General features: G+C 69.8%; 15 protein-coding genes. 5 read left to right on the top strand and 10 right to left on the bottom strand.

Annotated features, from left to right (window positions below; all coding sequences use genetic code 11):
- Window positions 1-83: 83 nt before the first annotated feature.
- From ACIQPT_RS19780 to ACIQPT_RS19770, 3 genes are all read right to left on the bottom strand, one after another.
- Complete coding sequence (locus ACIQPT_RS19780) at window positions 84-4,370, bottom strand: Rne/Rng family ribonuclease (protein WP_401157180.1); 4,287 nt, start codon at window positions 4,368-4,370, stop codon at window positions 84-86.
- Window positions 4,371-4,598: 228 nt separating this feature from the next.
- Window positions 4,599-5,381 (bottom strand): TIGR03936 family radical SAM-associated protein, encoded by a 783-nt coding sequence (locus tag ACIQPT_RS19775; protein ID WP_401157179.1) that lies wholly within the window; start codon window positions 5,379-5,381, stop codon window positions 4,599-4,601.
- A 123-nt stretch (window positions 5,382-5,504) separates the two neighbouring features.
- Complete coding sequence (locus ACIQPT_RS19770) at window positions 5,505-6,707, bottom strand: hypothetical protein (RefSeq protein WP_401157178.1); 1,203 nt, start codon at window positions 6,705-6,707, stop codon at window positions 5,505-5,507.
- Between the two features lie 184 nt (window positions 6,708-6,891).
- On the opposite strand from ACIQPT_RS19770, the gene ACIQPT_RS19765 reads away from it, so the two are divergent.
- The 5 genes from ACIQPT_RS19765 (at window position 6,892) to ACIQPT_RS19745 (ending at window position 13,214) form a co-directional block, all read left to right on the top strand.
- Window positions 6,892-8,466: a recombinase family protein gene (locus ACIQPT_RS19765; RefSeq protein WP_401157177.1), complete on the top strand. Its 1,575-nt coding sequence runs from the start codon at window positions 6,892-6,894 to the stop codon at window positions 8,464-8,466.
- A 466-nt stretch (window positions 8,467-8,932) separates the two neighbouring features.
- Window positions 8,933-9,895 (top strand): AAA family ATPase, encoded by a 963-nt coding sequence (locus tag ACIQPT_RS19760; protein ID WP_401157176.1) that lies wholly within the window; start codon window positions 8,933-8,935, stop codon window positions 9,893-9,895.
- 1,142 nt (window positions 9,896-11,037) lie between these two features.
- Window positions 11,038-11,694, top strand: coding sequence for an MBL fold metallo-hydrolase (locus ACIQPT_RS19755; RefSeq protein WP_401157175.1), 657 nt, complete (start codon window positions 11,038-11,040; stop codon window positions 11,692-11,694).
- The gene (locus tag ACIQPT_RS19750) at window positions 11,676-12,371 is read left to right on the top strand and encodes a recombinase family protein (RefSeq protein ID WP_401157174.1); all 696 of its coding nucleotides are present in this window, start codon (window positions 11,676-11,678) and stop codon (window positions 12,369-12,371) included. The genes ACIQPT_RS19755 and ACIQPT_RS19750 overlap by 19 nt, the downstream gene beginning before the upstream one ends.
- A 345-nt stretch (window positions 12,372-12,716) precedes the next feature.
- Window positions 12,717-13,214 carry a hypothetical protein gene (locus ACIQPT_RS19745; protein ID WP_401157173.1) on the top strand — a complete coding sequence of 166 codons (498 nt, stop codon included), beginning with the start codon at window positions 12,717-12,719 and terminating at the stop codon, window positions 13,212-13,214.
- A gap of 219 nt (window positions 13,215-13,433) precedes the next feature.
- Here ACIQPT_RS19745 and ACIQPT_RS19740 read toward each other — a convergent pair whose 3' ends face one another.
- From ACIQPT_RS19740 to mrdA, 7 genes are all read right to left on the bottom strand, one after another.
- Window positions 13,434-13,601: a hypothetical protein gene (locus ACIQPT_RS19740; RefSeq protein ID WP_401157172.1), complete on the bottom strand. Its 168-nt coding sequence runs from the start codon at window positions 13,599-13,601 to the stop codon at window positions 13,434-13,436.
- A 356-nt stretch (window positions 13,602-13,957) separates the two neighbouring features.
- Window positions 13,958-14,806 carry a helix-turn-helix transcriptional regulator gene (locus tag ACIQPT_RS19735; protein WP_103516208.1) on the bottom strand — a complete coding sequence of 283 codons (849 nt, stop codon included), beginning with the start codon at window positions 14,804-14,806 and terminating at the stop codon, window positions 13,958-13,960.
- Between the two features lie 18 nt (window positions 14,807-14,824).
- Window positions 14,825-15,349, bottom strand: coding sequence for a DUF6879 family protein (locus ACIQPT_RS19730; protein WP_401157171.1), 525 nt, complete (start codon window positions 15,347-15,349; stop codon window positions 14,825-14,827).
- A 564-nt stretch (window positions 15,350-15,913) separates the two neighbouring features.
- A complete protein-coding gene (locus ACIQPT_RS19725) occupies window positions 15,914-17,842 on the bottom strand; it encodes a TIGR03960 family B12-binding radical SAM protein (RefSeq protein ID WP_401157170.1) in 1,929 nt (642 codons plus the stop codon).
- A 52-nt stretch (window positions 17,843-17,894) separates the two neighbouring features.
- Complete coding sequence (locus ACIQPT_RS19720) at window positions 17,895-19,421, bottom strand: CHAD domain-containing protein (RefSeq protein ID WP_401157169.1); 1,527 nt, start codon at window positions 19,419-19,421, stop codon at window positions 17,895-17,897.
- 30 nt (window positions 19,422-19,451) lie between these two features.
- Entirely contained in the window at window positions 19,452-20,645 is a 1,194-nt protein-coding gene (gene rodA / locus ACIQPT_RS19715) for a rod shape-determining protein RodA (protein ID WP_401157168.1), read from the bottom strand.
- Complete coding sequence (gene mrdA, locus ACIQPT_RS19710; RefSeq protein WP_401157167.1) at window positions 20,645-22,864, bottom strand: penicillin-binding protein 2; 2,220 nt, start codon at window positions 22,862-22,864, stop codon at window positions 20,645-20,647. Before mrdA ends, rodA begins: the two co-directional genes overlap by 1 nt.
- Window positions 22,865-22,871 lie beyond the last annotated feature (7 nt).

Here is a 22,871-nt window from a genome sequence, read left to right as displayed (position 1 = left end):
GGATTGCCGGGGCACACGCGCGTGGCCCGCCCCGAAGTCTCTCGGGACGGGCCACGGACGTTGAACGACCGGTTACGGATGCATCAGCCGGCCGACGACTCGCCTTCGGCGGAAGCCGTGACGGACGGCGACGACTGCTCGGCGGCGACGGTCTTCTTCGTCGTCTTCTTGGCAGCGGTCTTCGCCGTCGTCTTCTTGGCGGCCGTCTTCTTCGCGACGGTCTTCTTGGCCGCCGCCTTCTTCGCCGGGGCCTTCTTGGCGGCGGCCTTGCGGGCCGTCTTCTTCGCCGGGACCGGCTCCGTGGATGCGGATTCCGTCGCACCGGATTCCGTCGCACCGGATTCCGGGGTCTCCGCCTCGGGAGCCTCGGGAGCCGGGGCGACCACCACGACCTCCGCGTCGTCCGACCCGGTGGGCGAGCCCGCCGGAGCGGTGACCTTGCGGGTCACCCGGCGCCGGGCACGCGGCGGGGCGGCCACGGGGGCCTCGGCCTCGGGGGCCTTCTCCGCCGGAGCCTCGGAGACCTCGGGGGCCGGTGTCCCGTCGGCGGGCGCCTCGACGACCGGGTCCTCGGCCGCGACCGGGTCCGTGGTGGGCTCGGTCGGCCGGACCGGCTCGGCGGCCTCGGCCTGCTTGGGCGAACCCGCCGGGGCGGTCGCCTTACGGGTGGCCCGACGGCGCGTACGCCCCTGGGGCGCGGCCTCGACCGGAGCCTCGGGGGTCTCGGTGACCTCTGCGGCCTCCTCCTTGACCTCCGCGACCGGAGCCTCGGCGACGGGGGCCGGGGCCTCGACGACCGGGGCGGGCGCCTCGGCCTTCGGGGTACCGGCCGGGGCCGACGCCTTGCGGGAGGCCCGACGGCGGCCACGGCCGCGCGTGGCGGCCTCCTCGGCCTCGGCGGGGCTGCTGTAGAACTCCTCGTCGGCGGCCGGCTCCAGGTCCGCCAGGGACACCGGGGCGGCGACCTCGGCGGCCAGCTCGGCCTCGGACTCGGTCTCGGCGGGCTCGGCCGCGTGCTCGTCGTGGCCGTGGTCCTGCTCGTGACCGTGCTCGTGGTCCTGGCCCGCGCCGCCGCGGCCGCGCTTCTTGGACTTCTTGCCACCGCCGCCACCGCCGCCGACGGCCGTCGGCTGCTCCATGTGGACGATGACGCCGCGCCCGTTGCAGTGGACGCAGGTCTCGGAGAAGGACTCCAGCAGACCCTGGCCCACCCGCTTGCGGGTCATCTGGACCAGGCCCAGCGAGGTGACCTCGGCGACCTGGTGCTTGGTGCGGTCGCGGCCCAGGCACTCCAGCAGACGCCGCAGCACCAGGTCCCGGTTGGACTCCAGCACCATGTCGATGAAGTCGACGACGACGATGCCGCCGAGGTCGCGCAGCCGCAACTGGCGCACGATCTCCTCGGCCGCCTCCAGGTTGTTCCTGGTGACGGTCTCCTCCAGGTTGCCGCCCTGGCCGGTGAACTTGCCGGTGTTGACGTCGACGACGATCATCGCCTCGGTCTTGTCGATCACCAGCGAACCGCCGCTGGGCAGATAGACCTTGCGGTCCAGCGCCTTCATCAGCTGCTCGTCGATGCGGTACGTCGCGAAGACGTCGACCTCGGAGGTCCAGCGGGAGAGCCGCTCGGTGAGGTCGGGCGCGACGTGCGAGACGTAGCCGTGGATGGTCTCCCACGCCTCGTCACCGCTGACGATGACCTTGGAGAAGTCCTCGTTGAAGATGTCGCGGACGACCCGGACGGTCATGTCCGGCTCGCCGTAGAGCAGCGTCGGCGCGTTGGAGCCGCTGGTGCCCTTCGCCTTCTTCTGGATGTCCTCCCACTGCCCCTGGAGCCGCTCGACGTCGCGGCGCAGCTCGTCCTCGCTCGCGCCCTCGGCCGCGGTGCGCACGATGACGCCCGCGTCCTCGGGGACGATCTTCTTGAGGATGGTCTTGAGGCGGGAGCGCTCGGTGTCGGGCAGCTTGCGGCTGATCCCGGTCATCGAGCCCTCGGGCACGTAGACGAGGTAGCGGCCGGGCAGCGAGACCTGGCTGGTCAGACGCGCGCCCTTGTGGCCGATCGGGTCCTTGGTCACCTGGACCAGGACCGACTGGCCGGACTTGAGCGCGGTCTCGATGCGGCGCGGCCCGTGGGCCATGCCGAGCGCCTCGAAGTTGACCTCACCGGCGTACAGGACGGCGTTGCGGCCCTTGCCGATGTCGACGAAGGCGGCCTCCATGGACGGCAGCACGTTCTGGACCTTGCCCAGGTAGACGTTGCCGACGTAGCTGGTGGCCTGCTCCTTGTTGACGTAGTGCTCGACGAGCACGTTGTCCTCAAGGACGCCGATCTGGGTGCGCTCGCCGCTCTGGCGGACGACCATCACGCGCTCGACGGCCTCGCGGCGGGCGAGGAACTCCGCCTCGGTGATGATCGGGACCCGGCGGCGGCCCTGCTCGCGGCCCTCGCGGCGGCGCTGCTTCTTGGCCTCCATACGGGTCGAGCCCTTGATGGACTGGACCTCGTCGAAGCCGGTGCCCGGCTCGCGCTCCTCCTTCTTGCGGGGCTCGCGGACCTTGACGACCGTACGCTCCGGGTCGTCGGCGGTGGTGCCGTGGTCGGCCTCGGCCGCGGCGTCACCGCTGCGGCGACGGCGCCGGCGGCGACGGCGACTGCTGCTCGAACCGGAGGCAGAGGAGTCGTCGTCCTCGTCGTTCTCGTCGCCCCCGTCGGCGACGTCCTGGTTCCGGGACCGGCCCCGGTCCTGCTCGTCCTCGGAGCGGGGCTCCTCGGCACGGGCCGGCGCGGGAGCTTCGTCGCCGTTCTGCTCGTCGTCCGTGTCGTTGGCCTCGCCACGACGGCGGCGACGGCCACCACGACGGCGACGGCGGGAGGGGCGGTCGCCGTACTCGTCGGTGTCCTCGCCCTCGTGCTCGTCCGCCTCGGCCTCGGGGGCCTCGTCGGCGGGCTGCTCGGCGGGCGCCTCCACCGGGGCGGCGGGCTCGGCGGCCTGCTGCTCGGCTTCGGCAGCCTCACCACGGCGGCGGCGACGGCGGCGCGAACCGCCCTGCGGCGCGGCCTCGGCGGGCGCGGGGGCCTGCTCGACCTCGGCGGTCTGCTGCTCCTCGGCCTCCTCGACCTCGTCGTACGTGGAGGAGGAACCGACCGCGGCAGCGGCGGCGGCCGCGGTCTCGGGGGTCTGGAACATCGGCTCGGCGAAGACCGGGGCCTGGAAGACGGCGACGGCGGGACGCGACGCACGCCGGCCCTTGCGGGTCGGCTCCTCGGTCTTCGCGGTGAACTCGGGGCGGCCGGCGGCTGCGGTGGCCCGGCGGCGCTGGCGCCCGCGCGGCGCGGCCTCCTCGACCTCCTCCACCTCGGCGGCGAGCTCCTCTGCGACGGCGGCGGGCAGGCTCTCGCCGGCCTCGACGGGCTCCTCGGCGCTCGCGACGGGCTCGGCCGCGGTCTGCGGCGCACCGGCGGGCGCGGAGGCCTTGCGGGACGCGCGGCGACGGGTGCGCGGGGCGAGGGTCTCCTCCGCCGCCTCCGCCTCGGCGGCGGGGGTCTCGGCGACCGGAGCCGGCTCGGTCACCGGCTCGGCGGCGGGCGCGGCGGCCTGCGGCGTACCCGCCGGGGCCGAGGCACGGCGGCGGGTGCGGCCGCGCGGGGCCTCGGCGGGCTCCGGCTCGGCGACGGCGGCGGTCTCGGCCACGACAGCGGCCTTGGCGGGCTCGGCCGCGACGGTGGGCTCGACCACGACGGCCTCGGCGGCGCTCGGGGCGCCCGCGGGGGCGGTGGCCTTGCGGGAGGCACGGCGGCGGCGGGGCGCGGGGGCCTCTTCGGGGATCTCCACGGCGACCACGGTCTCTTCCTCGGGGTCGACGGCCTCGGGGTCGAGGTCGGCGACGGGCTCGGCCACGGTCTCGACGACCGGTGCGGGGGCCTCGGCGGCCTCCGGCGTACCGGCCGGGGCGGTCACCTTGCGGACCGCGCGGCGACGGGTGCGCGGCGCGGGTGCGGCGGGCTCCTCCTCGGCGGCGGACGGCGCGGGGGCCTCCGCGACCGGGGCGGGCTGCTCGGCGGCCGGGGTGCTCTCCACCGGCTCCGGGGCGCCGGCGGGCGCGGTGGCCTTACGCACGGCGCGGCGGCGCGTACGGGCGGGCGGGGCGGTCTCGGCGACCGTCTCGCCGGGTGTGTCGTCCGCGGCCGGGGCGGCGGTTTCCGCGGCCGGTATGGCCGGCGTGACGTCCTCGGCGGCGGCCACGGCTCCGCCGGGCGGGCCCGCCGGGCGGGAAGCGGCGCGGCGCCTGCGGCGCGGCGGCAGCTTGTCGCCGGGGGTGTTCTCTTCGTTGTTCCCGGTCGTGCCGGGTTCGTTCGGCTGAGGCATGCGGGCGGTTCTCCCGTCGTGCTCCCGGGCGCCGCGTCTGATTCCGGTCCGGCACGGTCCGCTGTGGTGCGATACCGCCGTCCGGGGCGCGGGCGCCGCACGGGAACTGATGTCTGGCTCGCCGGTTCCGTATGCGGTGTGCGTACGGCCTGGCGAAAGTCTGGTGGGTCAGTGCGCGGCCCGACCCAGGTGGCTCCCGAGTCGGAGGGCTGCGCTACAACGACCGCCTTACGCGGAACCTGCACCTTCCGGCGCCGTCGCGACGGCTGCCCCGGCGACCGCGGAATGCGCGGTCGGGGCGGCCTCGCGGTCAGGCGCGAGCGGGTCGGTCACCGTGCCGGACTCCTCGTCGAAGAGCCCCTGCGCCAGCCTCGTCACCGCGGCGGGGACGGGCGGCGCCAGGTCGGCCACAGCTCGGAGACCGGACAGGACGTCGTCGGGTCGCACGGCAGGTGTCACGTGCCGAACAACCAGGCGCAGTATCGCACAGGGCCGCTCGCCCGGCCTATCGGCCGGATCGTCGACGACCCGCAGGTCGGCGACGGCGGCACGGGCGTCGAACGTCCGGATGCCGTTCTTGGCCTTGCGCTGGACCTCGACGGCCTCGGCGTCGTTGAAGGCGGCCACGGCCGCCCGGAGCTCCTCGGGGTCGACGCCGTCCAGGCGCAGCTCCCAGACGGAGGCGGTGAGCCGTTCGGCGAGACCCGAGGTGCGGGCCTCCACCGCGTCGATGATGTCGAGGCCGGTCGGCATGGACGCGTCGAGCAGTCCGCGCAGAACCTCGGGGTCCCGTGTCTCGGTGAGGGCGATCTCCAGGAACTCCGCCTCGCTGCCCGTGCCGGTGGGTGCGGCATTGGCGTAGGAGACCTTGGGGTGGGGGGTGAAGCCCGCCGAATACGCCATCGGCACCTCGGAGCGGCGCAGTGCCCGCTCGAAGGCCCGCTGGAAGTCTCGGTGGCTGGTGAACCGGAGGCGGCCGCGCTTGGTGTAGCGCAGGCGGATGCGCTGCACTGCCGGTGCGGGCGGCGGGCCTTCGGGCTGTCGCTTGCCCAGTGGTTCTTCTCCTCGGTGCGGGGCGGGCGCGGTGGCGCACCGCCCACAAAATGCGGGGTGGCCCCGGGGTGCCGCTCCGGCTCACACCCGCTTGACGAATTTCTCGCCGAGCGGGGCGCTCTCGGTTGCCTGCACCGCGCTGGGGACAGTCGTTGTACTACCCAGAGTACGCGCAGGGATCCCCAGCGGTTCCCGGGACCGTGCGCCGTCCGGGGAGCCGACCAGGGCCCGCCAGGCGTCGCGGCGGGCCTGGCGCACGGTTTCCCGGGCGGTCGCGAGGGCCCCGCGGGCGGCCCGGCCCGCCTCGGCGGCGGCGCGCCGGGCCGGGACCCACACGGAGTGGCGCACGAAGTGGCCGACGGGGGTGCACACGGTGCGGTACGCCCAGGAGACGGGCGCGCCGATCAGGTGCCACGCGAGCCAGGCGATGGCCCGTCCGACGGCCCGGGAGAGGTATCCGGCGATCCGCCAGGTGACCTCGAACGCGGCGGCGATCTCGCGGCCGGCCGGGGCGAGGATCCGGCGGTACGTCCAGGAGAGGGGCGCGACGAGCAGCGTCATGACGAGCCACGCCACCGCCGCGCCCAGCCCGCGTGCGGTGGCCGCGATCCCCCGCCAGAGCTTGCCCAGGATCCAGGCGGTGCCCCGCCACAGCGTGCCCAGGACCCAGGCCGTGCCGTGGCCGAGCGGGGTGAGGACGTTCCCGTACAGCCACACCACCGGGACGACCAGGCCGTAGCGCACCGCCGGCACGATCACGTACTGCCACAGACCCGCCGCCGGCCGGACGAGCAGCATGGTGACCAGCCAGGTCAGTCCGGCCCCCAGGCCGCGCGCGGCCGGGGCGATCAGGGCGGTGCCGATCCACCGCAGACCGTGGCCGAGCGGGGTGAGGACGGACTCGTACAGCCACACCGCCGGCGCGGCGATCCCGTAACGGGCGACGGGGACGACGACGTACCGCCACAGGCCGATCCAGGGCCAGATGAGCAGGGCGACGGCCAGCCAGGTGACGGCCTTGCCGAGAGGGGCGACGACCCGGGTGAACAGCCAGGTCAGCGGGGTCAGTACGAGGGTATCGAAGAGCCACGCCAGGGCCCGGCCCAGGGGGCGCAGCAGGACGCGGTCGGCGGCGTGCCAGAGCGCGGTGAGCGCGTCCCAGACCATGCGGACGGGCAGGACGAGCACCAGTACCACGATCCGCACCGGGATTCTGATCAGCGTCGTCAGAATGCCTTCGCCCGGTTCGTACCCCTGAGGGGCCTGGTGCTTGCCGTAGTCCATGTGGTCTAAGACGCCGCAGGCCCGGTCCGGGGTTGCCGGGCCGGGCCTGCGGGTTGTTCGGAGACCGCTACCTGTTCACGACGCTGAGCGGCAGGAGCTCCTTGCCCGTCGGGCCGATCTGGATGTCCAGGTCGAGCTGCGAGCAGATGGACACATGGCTAGATCCATCGCTACCCTCCGAGCCATGAAGACGTACGACATCGACGCCGAGTGGACCGCTTCGGACCTGGCCCTGCTCAAGGAGTCGAAGGAGGCGGAGGCTCTACTTCCTGCGGACGCCCCGCGCGCTCTGCTCTCCATCCGCCTGTCCGTACTAACGGAGGACACCACCTCGCCGGTGCGGCAGGAACTCGACCTTCGCCTACTGGCCAGGGACAAGGGGTACCGAGTCGTCGGCGTCGCCTCCGACCTCAACGTCTCGGCAACGAAGGTTCCGCCGTGGAAGCGTAAGGAACTCGGCGAGTGGCTGAACAACCGAGCGCCCGAGTTCGATGCTCTGCTCTTCTGGAAGCTCGACCGGTTCATCCGCCGCATGTCGGATCTCTCGACCATGATCGAGTGGTGCCAGCGGTACGGAAAGAACCTGGCATCGAAGAACGACTCGATCGACCTCGAATCCACTGTCGGCCGGATGATGGTCACGCTCATCGGGGGTATCGCCGAGATCGAAGCGGCCAACACGTCGACCCGCGTCGCGTCGCTCTGGGACTACACGCGGACTCAGGACGCGTGGCTCGTGGGCAAGCCCGCATACGGCTTCGTCACGACGAAGGTGAACGGAAGATCGGCGCTTGCCATCGACCCTGTCGCACAGAAGGCGTTGCAGTGGGCGCGCCGCATGGCGCTGCGGGGAGTGTCCGCCCGGCGCATGGCTGTGTGTCTCGTCCGGTCCGGGCTCATGTCCGCAGGGCTCACCACGACGACTCTCCTCCGTCGCCTCCGCAACCCGGCACTCATGGGTTACCGAGTGGAGGAGAACAAGAACAAGGGTGTGCGTCGCTCCAAGCTGATCCTCGGACACGATGGCAAGCCGATCAGGGTGGCCGAACCGATCTTCACTGAGGACGAGTACAACGAACTGCAAGAGGCCATCGACCGGCGCGGCAAGAACCAGCCCCAGCGTCAGACGCACGGCGCGACGCAGTTCCTCGGTGTACTGGTCTGCGCCGACTGCACGTCCAACATGACGGTGCACGTCACGTCCAACAAGTTCGGCCAGTACCGATACCTCCGGTGCCAGAAGTGCAAGAGCGGGGGGCTCGGCGCACCGGACCCACAGGGTGTGTACGACGTGCTGGTGGGCGACGTACTGCGGGTGCTCGGCGACTTCCCCGTGCAAGTACGCGAGTACGCCCAGGGCGCTGAGGCTCGCGCCGAAGTGAAGCGGCTCGAAGAGGCCATCGCCTACTACATGAAGGGACTTGAACCGGGAGGCCGCTACACGAAAACGCGGTTCACTCAGGAGCAGGCAGAGAAGACGTTCGACAGGCTCTCGGAGGAACTGAGCGCGATCGATCCTGAGACCACGCAGGACAGATGGACCCTGATCCACAACGGCAAGACGTTCCGTGAAGCATGGGAGTCCGGAGGCATGGAGGTCATGGCCGAGGACCTCCGCCGCGTCGGCATTACATGCGAGGTGACGCGCACCAAGGTCAAGGGCGTGCGTGCACCCTCCGTGCATCTGCGTCTCAAGATTCCCCGTGACGTACGCGAACGGCTCGTCATCAAGAGCGACGACTTTGCAGCGAAGCTCTGACAGCAAGGACAGGGTGGGGCTCGGCTTGACAGCCGAGCAACCCGCCACGTAGGAATACCTCCCCGCTCTTTGACGGAGGCGGGGACCGTAGCTCCCACCGTTCAGCGGTGGTAGAGCTGGCCACTCCGCGAGAGGCCGCGATCCCGAGGGGCTCGCAGGGACGTCGAGGGACTCCCGAAGCGCAGGACGGAACTGCGCGACTTCCAACCGCCGAGCCGTGGCTACGTGCTGCGCTCCACCGACAGGAGTCGCGAACCCTTGAACATCACGAGCGAAATCGTCTGGACCTGCGAGGCGTGCGCGTCGCCCCTCATCGATGGACACGCGCACAACTACGGCACCAACGACGTTCCCGCCTGACCGGCGGCACACCCTCCAGCGCCTCTCAGAGAGGAGTCCATGACCCCCGCTTCGACGGGGACCAAGGGCGGACCAGCATCCGCCGCGCAGGAAAGGCGGCTACCCAGTGGGAGCCATCAAGGACACGGGGCGACAGCTCCACCAGATCGAGCGCGTCCCCTACGAGGATGCGTTCCTCATCGGGGATCTCCTCACTACCCGGACCACCGTCCTGTCCGGGGAACCGAAGGCAGGTAAGACCCTGCTCAGCGCGGGCATGGGCATAGCCCTACTCAACCGTGAGCCCACGTTCCTCGGACTGCCCGTGCTCCGGAAGCTGGACCACATCGTGTTCGGCGTGACCGACGACGGCGCACCGGAGGAACTGAAAGAGCGGCTGCACGGCGCCGTGCCGAACGATGCGGTGACTATCTTCCCCATCGAGGACCCCGGCGACTCCGGTTACTGGGCGGGCATCGCTGCGGACCTGGCAGACATGAGGCCGGGCCTGTTCGTGCTGGACAACATCATCGGGGCTCTCGCCCCCGGCGAGGACATCGCTTCATCCGTCACGGCGCAGCGGATCATGCGGAGCTTGCGGCCGATCAGCGAGGCGGGCATCCCGACCCTGCTCGTCACCCACACCCCGAAAGGGACAGGGGAAGGTATGAGCGTCGCCTCTTCCCCGATCGGCGGACGGGCCATCGGTGCCGGTGCACGTGGGCTGATCGCCCTGCGCAACTCCGGGAAGCACGGCAGGCGACTCCAGACAGCGAGCAACCGGGCCAGGGAAGAACTGGACCTGAGCGTCACCGTCCGCCGCGCCGACGAGTCGAGCGAGGTCCCCATCTGGGAGCGGGCAGAGCCCGGACTCAAGGTCGTCAGCCGTCTCCCGAAGGCACAACCGTGGGATGCCGACCTCATCGCACGAATCGTCGAGGAACAGCCGGAAGAGGCGACGTACGCGCCGCTGTCCAAGCGCTACGCGCGCATCGTAGGCAAGAGTCCCGAGGCCGTACGGGCCAAGCTCAGAGATGCGCTGGAACGCGTCGACGGGCGGTGGGTCAGGAAGCCTGCCGAGACCGCCTGAGTCGTGGTGGTGGTGGGGACGCCCCCTTATAGGAAGAACTACCACCACCAGCTACCTCGCTCCGCTCGGCAAGCCTCGCTCCTCCCTCAGTAAGTACGTCAGCCCTCTGGCACTGGCGGCCTCCGGCCGACCAGCACGCAGACCACTGGAGAACTGCACAGTCTCAAGCCTGTCACTGGCGAAGGGAGGTAGGGCCCGGCAGCGCCCCCATGGAGTAGAGCTACGGCGAAGGAGTAAGCAGCAGTGGGCGGCTCCGCCGCCACAGTCGGAAGCCGCTTCACCAGTGCGGCCCAGAGGGCCGACAAGAGGGAAGCCCCAGGAGTAGGCGGCTAGGGCCTTTCGTTTGGATCAGGTCGGGTCAGGGAGCGGGGTCCGGTGCGTGCAGCTGCAAGGCGGAGGATTGAGGCAACGCGAATGGGGTCTCCCCTGCTCGAGCGAAGCCGAGAGCTTGGGGAAGTTGGTGATTGACGACAACGCCGCAGATGCGCGTGCCGGGGCACGCGAGCCCCGGCATGATCCAAACGAAAGGCCCTAGCTCTCTTGGGCCGCTACGCGGCCACCTGGCGAAGCCTCCAGACGTAGGGCGAAAGGCTTCACTCTCTGCACTGTTCCGCCGTTGCCAGTAGGGCACGAGTAAGCCTGTGACCTGACACTATCCCGCAGTCGACCGGAGGGTCAGGGCCAGCCTGAAAGACCCTGAAACCGTGGCAGGATTTGAGCTGCTAAGACGAGGCGATCCGACCTTGCCCCCTTCGGGGGTCATACCCCCACCCCTTCGCCGTCGCCTGCCCTGCCCCGCCGCCTCCGCCTGCCGTCGACTGACGTACGGCTCTGCGCGCCGACCATGACGCCCGACAGGGCGACTGTCCGCCTGCGGTCGAGCACTGGCCAGCAGGCCGGGAGGCAGGCGCACAGCGGCCGACGCTGGCCAGCACAGGCAGGCTGACGAAGGGTGTCCCGTCTCAGATGATCTGGCCCGAGGCCGTTGTCATGACCTGCAACGACCAGATCATTTGAGACGAGTGGCGAGCCGAAATCTCAACTGATCCAGCCCGTGGCGTGTGAATGTCGCCCTCAGTCTCAATCCATCTGGTCCGCCGTGGCGGAACCCGAGAGAGCGGCAGCTGGCACACTTGCGCGACATGAGCGACTGGTACGAGCAGTTGGAGCTGGGCAGTGATCTGGTTCGGATCTCGGAACCCCGCGTCGGCCCGCTGGTGTCAGCAAAGCTGTGGTGGCTGCGTGGAACCGACCGCGACATCGTCGTCGATGCCGGGCTTGGCGTCGTTGCCCTGCGTGGGGAGATCCCACGCATGTTCGAACGTGACCCGCTGGTAGTTCTCACCCACGCGCACCTGGACCACGTAGGCGGGGCTCACGAGTTCCGTGAGCGGGCCGGCCACCCTGCCGAAGCCGCAACCCTGGCCGAGGGTGTCCCTGCCAGTCTGTACGGTGCCGAGCTCTACGCGAAGCTGGGCATTGACGCGGGGGATGAGCCTGTCCCGGACCTGCTGATCAAGAGTCTTCCCTATCCCGAGTACGACCCGCGGACATATCGGGTTCAAGCGGTGTCACTGAGCCGCCAGCTCGACGACGGGGACCGAATCGACCTGGGCAGCCGTACGCTGACGGTCCTTCACCTACCGGGCCACTCCCCGGGAAGCATCGCCCTGCTGGAGGAGCGTACCGGGGTGCTGTTCTCCGGCGATGCGGTGTACGACGGCTACCTCATCGACGACCTCCCCGACTCCGACGTGCCTGCCGCTTCGCCCTGGTGCCCGTGCTCAAGGCGGAACTGACCGTGAAGACTCCGGCCGACCGCAACCCCGGCAAGTCCTGGACGGCAGGCGCACCCGTGGCACAGGCACCCCACGCCATACCGGGCGCAGCGATCCGGCTTGGCTACGCCCGATGCTCGACCGTGGGGCAGGAACTCCAGTCGCAGTTGGACGCCCTTACCGGGGCGCAGTGCACCCGCGTGTTCTCCGAGAAGATCAGCACCCGCGTGAAGGAACGGCCGGAGCTTGAGAAGGCGCTCACCCTGGCACGGGAGATCAAGGCAGCCGCTCCCAACCAGCCGGTCATCCTGACCGTGGTCGAGATGAAGCGTCTCGCCCGTAGTGCGGCAGAGCTGATGTCCCTGTCGTCCACCCTTCAGGCGGACGGCATCCAACTGGAACTGCTCTCCGGTCCCCTCCAAGGTGTGTACGACCCGAACGGCGCGGGAGCCATCGTGTTCGCCGTCCTGGCCGTGAGTGCAGAGGTGGAGCGGGAAGGCATCCGGGAGAAGACGTTGGAAGGCTTGGACGCTGCGGCCCGTCAGGGCCGACACGGTGGGCGTCCCACGGTCATAGACGACGACAAGCTAGCCGCAGCGCGTGCACGGCACGCCAAGGGAGAAAGCGTCAGCGCCATAGCCAAGGCGCTGGGAGTCTCCCGCGCCACTTTGTACCGGCACCTTGGAGAGAGCGCCTGATGCAGGCGCACGGCAGCACAGCCAGGCCCCGGATGGGCCTCCTTGGATCTCCCCCTGCTCGGGCGAGGGACAGACCTGCTCGCTGAAATTCCTCGATGCAGGCCGCAGTCGGACGGTGATGATCAGGCCCGTCGCGGCACCCTGGTGTGGCCACGCGGCACGGACCGAGCTGGTCAGCGGCATCGTGATCCTGTTCTCACTCCACACCCAGCCCAGTTGGCGAGGTCATAGGGTGCGCTGATGGAAACGGAGCAACCTCGTACCAAACGAGTGACACGACCAGACCTGTCCACGGTCATCGCCACGGGGTGCCTACTCCTCGCCGTCGCTGCGGGCTGGAGCAGCATGTTGCTCGTCGTCCTGGGGCGCGTGATCCCTAGTTGGGCAGTGAGCGCCACCCTGCTCTTCGTGTCGCTGGTCCTCATGCGAGTCGTTGCCGTGCGGCACCGGTTGACGGCTGACCGGACGACATCGCGTCGCCGGACTCTGCCACGATTCATACGTGGCTTGCTGGTGGCCGCAGCCGGACTGGGCAGTGCCTTCGGCGTGTTGGGCGACCTCAGTTCGGACTACCACGTTCTCCACCCCACAGGCCCGTACAGCTGCACAGCCGTTGTGCGGGAGACGTCGTTCTTGTTCGCCGGCCACGGCGAGGTGTACGCAGTGGGCCCGATCGGCATCGCCTGGCGGCCGTCGGGTTCCTGGCGGGCCGATGACGGCTACCGTCCCATTACCGAGGGCGCGTACGAGCTGCGCTGGAGCCAGGACGGCGGCACCCTGCTGGTCAGGGGTACTGAGGTCAATCCGGTCATGGACGGACTGCATAGCGTCGACTGCAACTGACGTAGAGCCTGCGGACGGCCCTCGGCTCGACGCCGGGGGCTTCTGTCATGCAAGGCGCGCACAACGCCGCCTGACGGGCGTAACGATGCCGACCTCCGTCGACTACGGGGGAGTCGACAGAGGCCAGCACAGGGGCGCATGTCGCTCACGCTGCGCCCCTTCCGGCGCACCTCTGGTCATGTGGTGCTCGCCATCCTTCGATGCGCCGGGGGTCTCTGGTTACTCGATGCGCTCGACCATGGCGAACGCCGTACAGAGCCGTCGGAACCCTGCATGGGAGGAGCGCCCCGTGTGGCTCATGCACTCCACATCAACGGCCGCGCCGTCCGTCGAGGGTGCCGCCTTCCAGTCGCAGCCGTGGGTGAGGCACTCCGCCTCGAAGGTCACGTCAGTGTCCGGGTGTTGAGTGATCCGGTGTTTCACGAACCGCATCACGGACCGGCTCACCTTGGCCGCCGCGTCTTGTGCGGGTGGTTGTTGATCTCCACATCGGCATCCGTCGCGGCCGACAGGTCGCCCCTGTCCCGTGCTGCCTGGCGCTGTCCGGCCAGCGCCTCACAGACACCACAGCCAGCCGCCGGTTTCGGGGGTGGATGGGGAAGGGTCAGGTGTACCGGTCCGGTCATGGTCGTCTGCCTCTCGCTCACACCGCACGCCTTCCCGTCCCGCTTCTGATGTCGATGTACAGACCGTAGGGAGCAGCGTTGCGAGGGGTCCACGCTGTTGCACGCGGTTGCACAAGTTCACCCGAGAGCGTCGAGGGCCTTCACGATCAGGGCGCGGGCTTCGGCTCCGCGCACGGCCGATCGGGACAGCTCGGAGAAGGCTCGAAGGTACGTACTGATCTCGCCGGGTGTGGTCAGGTTGATCTCTGCCGTGAGGGTCTCCACCGCTACCTGGTTGTCGTCGAAGGCGTAGAAGGCTTCGAGCGGCCAGACGGTTCGACAAGCACGCGCGGGGATGATGCCGAGGGATACGTTCGGCTGTCTCATCACCGAGAGCACGTGTTCGAGCTGCGCCGCCATCGCGGCATCGTCGCTCACCCGGTAGTAGAGAACCGTCTCTTCGAGTACCAGCGCGAACCGATGATCCCCCTCCCGGATCACGCGGGACCGTTGGGTCCGAGCCTGCACCGCGTCGGCTACGTCGTCCGGGGTTCCCTGGAAGGTCGTGATGGACCGCAGAAGTCCCGTCGCGTAACCGGGTGTCTGGAGCATCCCCGGCATGACGTTCGAGGCGTACACGCGAAAGGAGCGGGTCCGCTGGTACAGCGGGACAGTCTGCTCATGAACTCGCCGCATCCCGTCACGGTGGATCTGCCGCCACTCGACGTACATCGACTCCGCGTTGCGGGACGCAGCGATCAGATCGGCAGCGTGGTCATCGGCCCCGCAGGCAACGCACCAAGCACGGATGTCAGCGTCCGAGGGCGGCGTCTTGCCGCGTGCGATCCGCGACGACTTCGACTTGTGCCATCCGCACCGAGCAGCCAGCTCATGCCCAGTGAGCCCAGCGTCTTGCATGAGCCCCTGCAAGCGGGCAGCCACAGCGGCTCGCGCCGCTTGGGCGCTGGAGAGTGGGGAGGAAGGCATGAGCTGACCGGTCAGGAATCAGACGGCGTACTTCTCGTGCGGGATGGCTCGCTCCCACACCGCTTCGAACGCCGACGCGCACAGCGTGGCTACATCAGGATCTTCCGTCTGGTCGGTGTGAACCCATCGGCCGATCCCGTCGAAGATGTTGAACTGGACCAACCTGCCGTCGAACAGCCAGAAGTCGTTGCCGGGCAAGGCAAGGTCGGACGCACCGCGACGGGGCAGCCAACGGATCTGCTCTCCGGCCGCGACGTTGGTGAAGGTGCCCGAGTGCTCGAAGGCGATGTAATCACTGACCGGCTCCGAGACGATGCGGGCACGTCGGATCACAACGCCCTTAGCGGTGACCTCTTGAACGAGGTCCAGCCAGGGACGCCACCAAGAACCCTTGTCCTCCGGGTTGAGCCGGTGCCCCTGCTTCCATGCGGTGAAGCCTTCGATCTCGTTCTCAACGCCGTACCCATCGCGCATCTCAAGATGCACGGCTGACTCCCGCACTGACCTGATGAGGTCAGAGAAGTCAGTCAGACTCTGCGACACGAAGCTCCTCCCTGAGAAGCGGGATCATCCGCTTCGGAACCCTGATCACCGACTCATGCCCAGGGATCAGCACATCCTGCGAGCTTTCACCCGTGGTCTGCTCGTCTGCTGTCCACCCCTGAATCACAAGATCCTTCGACTCCTGGTCCACCCACACAGCAGGTGATCCGTGATCTCCGGACTCAGGATCTTTGCCAACAAACCGTAAGGCCATGAGGTCCCTCCCTGTCGAGCGCGTTGCGCCTGGTTGCACGACCCTCGCCCTCCGGGGCGGTGCTGGTCAAGAGGGCATGTCCACCACGGTTCGGCCAGAGGCCGGTGATGCCCAGAGAGCGCAAAAGGCGTCCGGCTCTATGTCAGGCCGGACGCCCTTTACCTAGATCCACTCCACGGCAGAGACGATGTGCGCGTCTTGCCGAGGGGCAGGGAGCGGCGTGCGCCGCGATGGGCGAGGAAGCTGCTCACGCCCCTTCGCCCCGAGCCCTCGAAGAATCTCGGCGCGCTCAGCGTCGGCCGTGCTGGCCAGCGCCTCAGCCATCCGCCGGACGGCATCTCCGCTGGTCACTAGGGCTTCTTTACCGTGAGCGGGAGCATCTTCTTACCGCTCTCGCTCAGTTGTGGCCATGTGTCGAACTGCGGGCAGACGCCGCAGTCGAAGCAGGGGGTCCAGCGGCAGTCCTCGACCTCGGTCTCGTCGAGCGCGTCCTGCCAGTCCTCCCAGAGCCAGTCCTTGTCCAGGCCGGAGTCGAGGTGGTCCCAGGGCAGGACCTCTTCGTAGGTGCGCTCGCGGGTGGTGTACCAGTCGACGTCGACACCGAACTCGGGCAGCGTCTTCTCCGCGCAGTTCATCCAGAGGTCGTAGCTGAAGTGCTCGCGCCAGCCGTCGAAGCGGCCGCCGGACTCGTAGACCGCGCGGATGACGGAGCCGACGCGGCGGTCGCCTCGCGAGAGGAGGCCCTCGACGATGCCGGGCTTGCCGTCGTGGTAGCGGAAGCCGATGGAGCGGCCGTACTTCTTGTCGCCCCGGATCTTGTCGCGGAGCTTCTTCAGCCGGGCGTCGGTGTCCTCGGCGCTGAGCTGCGGGGCCCACTGGAAGGGGGTGTGCGGCTTGGGCACGAACCCGCCGATGGAGACCGTGGCGCGGATGTCGTTCTGGCCGGAGACCTCGCGGCCCTTGGCGATGACGTTGACCGCCATGTCGCCGATCTGGAGGACGTCCTCGTCGGTCTCGGTGGGCAGGCCGCACATGAAGTACAGCTTCACCTGGCGCCAGCCGTTGCCGTACGCGGTGGCGACCGTGCGGATCAGGTCCTCCTCCGAGACCATCTTGTTGATGACCTTGCGCATGCGCTCGGAGCCGCCCTCGGGGGCGAAGGTGAGGCCGGAGCGGCGGCCGTTGCGGGTCAGCTCGTTGGCCAGGTCCACATTGAACGCGTCGACGCGTGTCGAGGGCAGCGAGAGGCCGACCTTGTCCTCGGTGTAGCGGTCGGCGAGGCCCTTGGCGATGTCGCCGATCTCGCTGTGGTCGGCGGAGGAGAGCGAGAGGAGGCCGACCTCCTCGAAGCCGGTGGCCTTGAGGCCCTTCTCGACCATTTCGCCGATGCCGGTGATGCTTCGCTCCCGCACGGGGCGCGTGATCATGCCGGCCTGGCAGAAACGGCAGCCGCGGGTGCAGCCGCGGAAGATCTCCACCGACATCCGCTCGTGCACGGTCTCCGCGAGCGGGACGAGGGGCTGCTTGGGGTAGGGCCACTCGTCGAGGTCCATCACCGTGTGCTTGGAGACCCGCCACGGCACGCCGGACCGGTTGGGCACGACACGGCCGATGCGGCCGTCGGGGAGGTACTCGACGTCGTAGAAGCGCGGGACGTAGACGCCGCCGGTCTTCGAGAGCCGGAAGAGCACCTCGTCGCGACCGCCGGGGCGGCCCTCGGCCTTCCAGGCGCGGATGATCTCGGTGATCTCCAGGACGGCCTGCTCGCCGTCGCCGACGACCGCGCAGTCGATGAAGTCGGCGATCGGCTCGGGGTTGAACGCGGCGTGGCCGCCCGCGAGGACGATCGGGTGGTCGACGTCACGGTCCTTGGACTCCAGCGGGATGCCCGCGAGGTCCAGGGCGGTGAGCATGTTGGTGTAGCCGAGCTCGGTGGAGAAGCTCAGCCCGAAGACGTCGAACGCGCCGACGGGGCGGTGGCTGTCCACGGTGAACTGCGGCACGTTGTGCTCGCGCATCAGCGCTTCGAGGTCGGGCCAGACGCTGTACGTGCGCTCGGCGAGGACGCCTTCGCGCTCGTTGAGCACCTCGTAGAGGATCATGACGCCCTGGTTGGGGAGTCCGACCTCGTAGGCGTCGGGGTACATGAGGGTCCAGCGGACGTCGCAGCTGTCCCATTCCTTGACGGTGGAGTTCAGCTCACCGCCGACGTACTGGATGGGCTTCTGCACATGCGGGAGCAGAGCTTCGAGCTGTGGGAAGACCGATGCGGCAGACATCTCGCGAACCTTCGTGAGCCGGCAGGGGTGACCATCCAGCGTACCCCGGTACTCAGTGACTCAGATCCGCGCGCAGTCCGGGGGCCGAGGCGCGGGCCCAGACCTCGGGCAGCTCGCGCTCCCGGGCCTCGGCGGCGGCCTCCTCCTGCCCGTACAGGAGTCCCCAGGTGAACGCGGTCTCGCCCGCCGCGTGCGACTGGATCGCGAGCGCCCGCAGGGCCTCGCGGGCGACGACGCTGTCCTGGTGGTCGCCAAGGACGGTCTGCACGGCCTTCACACGTTTGGCGAAGCGCTTGGCGGGCTTGCCGAGCGCGGGCCGGGCCGCCTCGCCCGCGTACCGGGCGCGCTTGGCGGCCTTGCGGGCCTCGTGCATCGCAGCGTCCCGCTCGGGGCCCGGCGGGTGCTCCAGGGCGTGCTCCATGCGGCGCGCGAGCCTCTCGTAGTCCCCCAGCACCGCCCGGGGCAGGGCCTTCTCCGGTGCCTGGCCGGCGGCGGGGCGCAGGGGCGGGTCGGCGCTCAGCGCGTCGAGGGCGTCGAGGAGGTCCAGATACCGCTTCCCGTCGAGTACGTCGATGATCCTGCGGCGCGATCCGGTGCGGCGGGCGGCGGACCAGGCGCGGAGGCGGCCGCGCACCGGGCCGAGGGTCAGGGTGGCGGGCAGGGCCTCGACGCGGGCGCCGATCCGTCCGTCCAGGACTTCCTGGTCGCGGTCGAGGCCCAGTTCGGCGGCGAGCCACTTCAACTCCGCGCCGAGGGGGTCGGTGGCCTCGCGGTCGAGGAGCTTGCGGTGCGTCTTGAAGGTGCTGCGCAGCCGGCGGGTGGCGACGCGCATCCTGTGCACGGAGTCGGGAAGGCCGCGGCGGACGGCGGGGTCGAGGTCCACGATCGTGCGGATCTGTTCGCGTACGTAGGCGAGGACGTGGTCGCCCGCGGTGCGCGGCGCGTTCTTCTTCGGCCCCTTCCCGTCCCGTACGGGCGACGTCTCCGCCAACGCGCGGGCGAGCTTGGAGGCGGATTTCGCGGGGCGCACCCCGGCCTTGCGGAGGCGCTTCTCGACGGCGTCCAGGACGGCGGGGTCGCCGTCGTCGGCGAGCTCGACCTCGATCTCGGCCCAGGCGGCCGTGGTGCCGGTCCCCTCCCCCGCGAGCCGCTCGGCGCGTACCCGGTCGACGCTGACCTCGGCGAGGAGGGTGCCGTCGGCTGCGGTGAGGTGGTGGACGTCACGGGCGGAGAGCAGCCGGACGACGGGAGCGAGCTCCGCGTGGCGGACGCGGGAGCGGAGCAGGGCGGCCAGCGGGCGCGGCAGGGCGTCGGCGAGGGGTTCGTGGAGCTCGTCCCGGATGCCGGTGGCGACGGGGAACTTCAGGTGCCAGCCCTCGTCGGCCCCGCCGGTCCTGCGGCGCAGGGTGAGGGCGTCGGCGGCGAGGCGGAGATCGGCGGTGTCGTAGTAGACGGCGTCCAGCTCGGTCAGGCCGCGGTGGACGCTCCGGTCGACCCCGGCCGCCCGGGTCAGGTCGGGCAGCCGGGTGTCGTCGGTGGCTTCGTACTTCCGCTCGATCTCGCGCTTGGTGTCCGCCATGTACGGACACCTACCCGCGACCGCCCCGGATCAGGCGGACATCGGCCGTTGCACCCTGATGGACTGGAGCAGGCCGATCGCCACCCAGACGGCGAACATCGAGGATCCTCCGTAGGAGACGAAGGGCAGCGGCAGTCCGGCGACCGGCATGATGCCGAGCGTCATGCCGATGTTCTCGAAGGACTGGAAGGCGAACCAGGCGATGATCCCGGCGGCGACGACCGTGCCGTACAGCTCGGTGGTCTCGCGGGCGATCCGGCAGGCGCGCCACAGGACGACGCCCAGGAGCACGATGATCAGCCCCGCGCCGAGGAAGCCCAGCTCCTCGCCGGCGACGGTGAAGACGAAGTCGGTCTGCTGCTCGGGCACGAACTGACCGGTGGTCTGGGTGCCCTCGAAGAGCCCGGTGCCGGTGAGCCCGCCGGAACCGATCGCGATACGGGCCTGGTTGGTGTTGTAACCGACGCCCGCCGGGTCGAGCGCGGGGTTGGCGAAGGCGGCGAAGCGGGCGATCTGGTAGTCGTCGAGCAGCCCGAGCTGCCAGATGGCGACGGCTCCGCCCGCGCCCGCGCCGAGGAGGCCGAAGACCCAGCGGTTGGAGGCGCCGGAGGCCAGCAGGATGCCGAGGACGATGACGGCCATGACCATCACCGAGCCGAGGTCCGGCATCAGCATGACGATGGCCATGGGGATGGCCGCGAGCCCCAGCGCCTTGGCGACGGTGCGGTGGTCGGGGTGGGCCTGGTCGCCCGCGTCGACACGGGCCGCCAGCAGCATCGCCATCACGAGGATGATGGTGATCTTGGTGAACTCGGACGGCTGGATCGAGAAGCCGGCGGGGAGTTTGATCCACGCGTGGGCGCCGTTGACCGTGGTGCCGAGCGGGGTGAGGACCGCCAGGACCAGCAGCACCGAGATGCCGTAGAGGACCGGGACGGCCCCGCGCAGGGTGCGGTGGCCGAGCCAGATCGTGCCGATCATCAGGGCGAGACCGATGCCGGTGTTGAGGGCGTGCCTCAGGAGGAAGAAGTACGGGTCGCCCTGGGTGAGGTGATCGCGGTTGCGGGTCGCGGACCACACGAGCAGCGAGCCGAGCAGCGAGAGCGCGAGCGCGGCCCCGAGCAGCGGCCAGTCCAGCCGCCGCACGAGGGAGTCGCGGGCGGTCAGCTTGGCCCAGGAGCCCTCGTCGGGGCTGTACCGGGAGACGGAGAATCCACCTGCCATTACGGCTGCCTCCCCGTCGACGCCGGTGACCCGGTGAGTCCGGGCTGGCCACCGGGCTGCAGGGGCAGCTGGGGTTCCTGTCCCCCGGGCTGCTCCTCGGGCGTGACCGGATTGGGGTCGTACGGCTTGACCTTCGGCGCGTAGATCGAGCCGTCGGGCTGGATCTTCGGCAGCGCCTTCTGGGGCTTCGGCAGCAAGGCCCTCTTCTTGTCCTGGTTGCCCTCGGCGTCGAGGCCGTAGAGCGCGTCGTAGATCTTGCGGACGGCGGGCCCGGCGGCGCCGGAGCCGGTGCCGCCCTGGGAGATCGTCATGACGATCGTGTAGTCGTCGGTGTAGGTCGCGAACCACGCGGTGGTCTGCTTGCCGTACACCTGGGCGGTGCCGGTCTTGGCGCGCATCGGGATCTTGTCCTGGGGCCAGCCGCCGAACCGCCAGGCGGCGGTGCCGCCCTCGACCACCGAGCGCAGACCCTTGTCGAGGTCCTTGATGGTCTGGGAGTTGACCGGCAGCTTGCCGCTGACCTTGGGCTTGATCTCCTGGACGTTCTTGCCGTCGGGGCTGATCACGGCCTTGCCGACGGTGGGCTCGTGGAGGGTGCCGCCGTTGCTGATGGCGGCGTAGGCGCTGGCCATCTGGATGGGGGTGACGAGCACGTCGCCCTGGCCGATGGCGTAGTTGATGCTGTCGTAGGCCTTGAGCTGGTTGCCTTCGAGGCAGCTCTCGTACGCGATCTGCTGGACGTAGGTGCCGCCCTTCTTGCCCTCCTTGCACCAGGCGTCCTTGTTGGCCTTCCAGAAGTCCTGCTTCCACTCGCGGTCCGGGATGCGGCCCTTGACCTCGTTGGGCAGGTCGATGCCGGTCTCGGCGCCGAGCCCGAAGTCACGGGCGGTGCGGTAGAACCAGTTCTTGGCGTCCTTCTTGGGCTTTATGCCGCCGTCCTTCACCCACTCGTCGTGGCCGAGGCGGTAGAAGACGGTGTTGCAGGAGTACTTGAGCGCGTCGCCGAGGGTGATGGGGCCGTGGCCCTGGGACTCGAAGTTCGCGAAGGTCTGGTTGCCGAGGCTGTAGGAGCTGCTGCACTCGTAGAGGTCGTTGAAGGCGTGGCCGCCGCGCACGGCGGCGCTCGCCGACACCACCTTGAAGATCGAGCCCGCGGGCGCCTGGCCCTGGATGCCCCGGTTGAGCAGCGGGTAGTTGGACTTCTTGCTGGTGAGCTTGGCGTACTCCTTGCCGGAGATACCGCCGACCCAGGCGTTGGGGTCGTAGTCGGGCTGGGAGGCCATCGACACGACACGGCCGGTCTTCGACTCCATGACGACGACGGCGCCGGAGTCGGCCTCGTACTTCCGGCCGGTGATCTTGTCGGTCTCCTGGCGGACGGTCTTCATCGCCTGGTTGAGCTCGTACTCGGCCACCGCCTGGACGCGGGCGTCGAGGCTGGTGACGAGGCTGGAGCCGGACACTGCCGGGTCGTTCTCCGCCTCGCCCATGACGCGGCCGAGGTTGTCGACCTCGTAGCGGGTGACGCCCGCCTTGCCGCGCAGCTCCTTGTCGTACGTGCGCTCAAGGCCGGAGCGGCCTACCTGGTCGGAGCGCAGATAGGGCGACGGACTGTCCAGCGCCTGCTGGATCTCGTCGTCGGTGACGGGCGAGAGGTAGCCGAGGACCTGTGCGGTCTTCGCCTTGCCCGGTGCGGCGTAGCGGCGTACGGCGGTGGGTTCGGCGGTGATGCCGGGGAAGTCCTCGGCGCGCTCGCGGATCTGGAGGGCCTGCTGGGTGGTGGCCTCGTCGGTGACCGGGATCGGCTGGTAGGGCGATCCGTTCCAGCAGGGCTGGGGGGTCTTGGAGTCGCAGAGGCGGACCTTGTCCCGGACGTCCTGGACCTTCATGTCCAGGACGTCGGCGAGCCGGGTGAGGACGCCGACGCCGTCGTCCTTCATCTTCAGCAGCTCGGTGCGGCTGGCGGAGACGACGAGCCGGGTCTCGTTGTCGGCGAGCGGTACGCCGCGGGCGTCGAGGATCGAGCCGCGCACGGCGGGCTGGACGACCTGCTGCACGCCGTTGCCGGCGGCTTCGGCGGTGTACTCGTCGCCGTTGCGGATCTGGAGGTACCAGAGGCGGCCGCCGAGGGTCAGCAGCAGCGAGAAGACGAGGACCTGAATGACGATGAGCCGGATCTGGACCCGCTGGGTCCGCCCGGTCTCGGGAATGTTGCTCACGCGGTTC

It is taken from the genome of Streptomyces sp. NPDC091289 (assembly GCF_044757365.1).
GTDB lineage: Bacteria > Actinomycetota > Actinomycetes > Streptomycetales > Streptomycetaceae > Streptomyces.
This window is presented reverse-complemented; position numbering and strand designations above follow the sequence as displayed.